2 protein-coding genes are annotated in these 2510 nt (G+C 77.1%); one reads left to right on the top strand and one right to left on the bottom strand.

Features of this window, described 5'->3' with window-relative positions:
• Nucleotides 1-136: 136 nt before the first annotated feature.
• Entirely contained in the window at nt 137-1516 is a 1380-nt protein-coding gene (locus ACRYR7_RS25165) for a M14 family zinc carboxypeptidase (RefSeq protein ID WP_432575106.1), read from the bottom strand.
• 177 nt (nt 1517-1693) lie between these two features.
• Between ACRYR7_RS25165 and ACRYR7_RS25160 the strand changes: the two genes are divergently transcribed.
• The coding region (locus tag ACRYR7_RS25160; protein ID WP_432575105.1) for a DNA/RNA non-specific endonuclease at nt 1694-2510 on the top strand (817 nt) is incomplete at its 3' end.

Below are 2510 nucleotides of genomic sequence, written 5' to 3'. Positions count from 1 at the left end.
CCTGCTGACCACCGGCGGCTGAGGCGTGCAGGGGCTGAACACCACCGTCGGGCTCGACCTGCTGCTGACCCTGCTGCTGGTCTCCGTGCGCGCCGTCGCGTTCCTACGCCGCGCGGCGGCCGGGGGGACCGGGGCGTCAGGCGCAGTCGACCGGCTCGCCGACGGTCAGCTCCTCCTGGGCGCGCTCGTCGAGCAGCAGGTGCACCAGGTCGCGCGCCTCCTGCGCGGCCGGCACGTACACCGTCCCGTCGGGCTGGGCCTGGGTCCGGACGCCCTGCAGCGCCAGGGTCCGCGCCGCGTCGGCGGCCTGCTGCGCGCTCAGGCGGTACCCGCACGGCGGGTCCAGGTCCACCTGGTCCGGCGCGGGCAGGGCGTTGTCCGCGCCGGCGAACGAGACCGGCCCGCGCTCCAGCGCGCTGCGGATCGCGGAGGCCGCGGTGGCGTCGGCGATCTCGGCGCGCCGCTCGGCGACCATGCCCAGGGTGGCGCGCGCAGCGGTGATCTGGGTGCTCACCCGCCGCTGGTTCAGCAGCGCCGGGTTGGCCTGCTCCAGCTCGTCCGCCGGGTCGTCGGACGCCTCCACGAGGATGCCCAGGGAGTGCCGCAGGCCCGCGGTGTTGCGCAGGATGCGCTCCTGCCCGTCGCCGGCCTGCTGGGCCACGACGTTGCCGTCGGCGTCGTAGTAGTAGCCGTAGATCCCGGTGGAGTTCCCGCCCTCCTCCACCGCCGGCAGCACCTCCTGCTCGGTGAGCTCCTGGGACAGCTCGTGCACGCGCGGGTCCACGTTGCGGTTGCGCGGCCACAGGGCGATGAGGTCGCGGTCGTAGGTGCCCGGGGTGGTGCCGTACTCGTGCAGGTCGTGCAGCACGTCCGGGCGCAGGTCGCGCTGCAGCTGCGCGAGCAGCCGCGCCTCGGCGGTGCGCAGCAGCACGTGGTCGCGGTTGACGTCGACGCCCTCGGAGTTCTGCCGCGTGTTCGCGGCCACCCCGTCGGGGTTCACCGTCGGCACGAACAGCACGGTGGTGCGGCGCAGGAACTCCAGCGTCGCGCGGTCGGTGGTGGTGGCCAGGTCGCGCGCCAGCGACAGGCACGCCTCGCGCCCGCTGGGCTCGTCGCCGTGCTGGGTGCAGGAGAAGAGCACCGAGCTGCCGCGGGCGATCGCCGCGGCGGAGGCGGGGGCCGGGGCGCCCACGGCCACCAGCTGCAGCGGGCGGTCCTGGGCCGTGCGGCCGACCTCGGTGACGGTCAGGCGGCGGCTGGAGGCGTCCAGCGCCTGCAGGAACCCCTGCTCCTGCTCCAGGGTGGTCCAGGCGGCGCCGCCGGACAACTCGAAGCCGGTGCGCAGGCCGCCGGGGACGGCCGGGCCGGGAAGCTGCGCGGCGTCCGCGCCCGCGGGGGCCGCGCTCGCGCCGGACAGGCCGGCGACGCCGGTGACCGCCAGGGCGCCGGCGAGGGCGAGGCCGAGGGCGCGCGGGCGTCGGCGGCCGCGCGCGGGACGGGGGGAGGTGAGGGGCACTGCGACTCCAGAGGATCGAGACCTGTGGGACAGCTGTGACGTCATGCGACCACCGATGACCCTGCGCGCACAAGGGGTGGCGGACGGTGGGTTCGGGCACCGGATCGACACCCCGCCGTCACCCCGGCGTCGTCGCCGGTCGCACGCCGTGTCCGAGGACGGGTGCAGGGTGGGGCCATGAGCGAGACGCCCACCGCCACCCCGCCCGCGGCCGGTGCGCCCGGGGCCGGTGCCCCCGCGGCGAGCGCGGCCGGCCCCTCGCGCGCCGAGCTGGACGGCCGCGCCGGCTACGACCCGGCCTTCCTGGCGCCCGGACCGCTGGTGCCCGTGCCGCTGCCCGTGGACGGCACCGAGGTCGTCGTCCTGCCGTACACGCACTTCTCCGTGGTGCTGCGCCCGGACCGGCGCCTGGCGGCGGCCACCGTCGTCGCCGTCGACGGCGCCGCGCTGCGCGACGTCGAGCGCGGCGGGGACCGCTGGTTCCTCGACCCGCGCGTCGGCCCGCACGAGCAGGCCGGCGCGGAGCTCTACTCCCGCAACGACTTCGACCGCGGCCACCTCGTGCGCCGGCGCGACCCGGTGTGGGGGGCGCCGGAGGTGGCGCGGCGGGCGAACGCCGACACCTTCAGCTACGCCAACGCCGCCCCGCAGGCGGCCGGGTTCAACCAGTCCGAGGAGCTGTGGCTGGGGCTGGAGGACCACGTCCTGGCCCACGCCCGCGAGCACGACGCCCGCCTGGTCGTCGTCACCGGGCCGGTCTTCGCCGACGACGACCCGGAGTACCGCGGGGTGCGGGTGCCGCGGCGGTTCTTCAAGGTCGCCGGCTACCTGCTCGAGGACGGCCCGGCCGGGCCGGCGCTGGCCTCGGCGGCGTTCGTGCTGGACCAGACGCCGCTGGTGGAGGAGGTGCTGCGCGCGGAGGCCTCCGCGCGGGGCGCGCCCGAGGTGGCCGCGTTCCGCACCTTCCAGGTCCCCGTGGGCGACGTCGCCGAGC

It is taken from the genome of Kineococcus gurbantunggutensis (genome assembly GCF_050871925.1).
GTDB lineage: Bacteria > Actinomycetota > Actinomycetes > Actinomycetales > Kineococcaceae > Kineococcus.
This window is presented reverse-complemented; position numbering and strand designations above follow the sequence as displayed.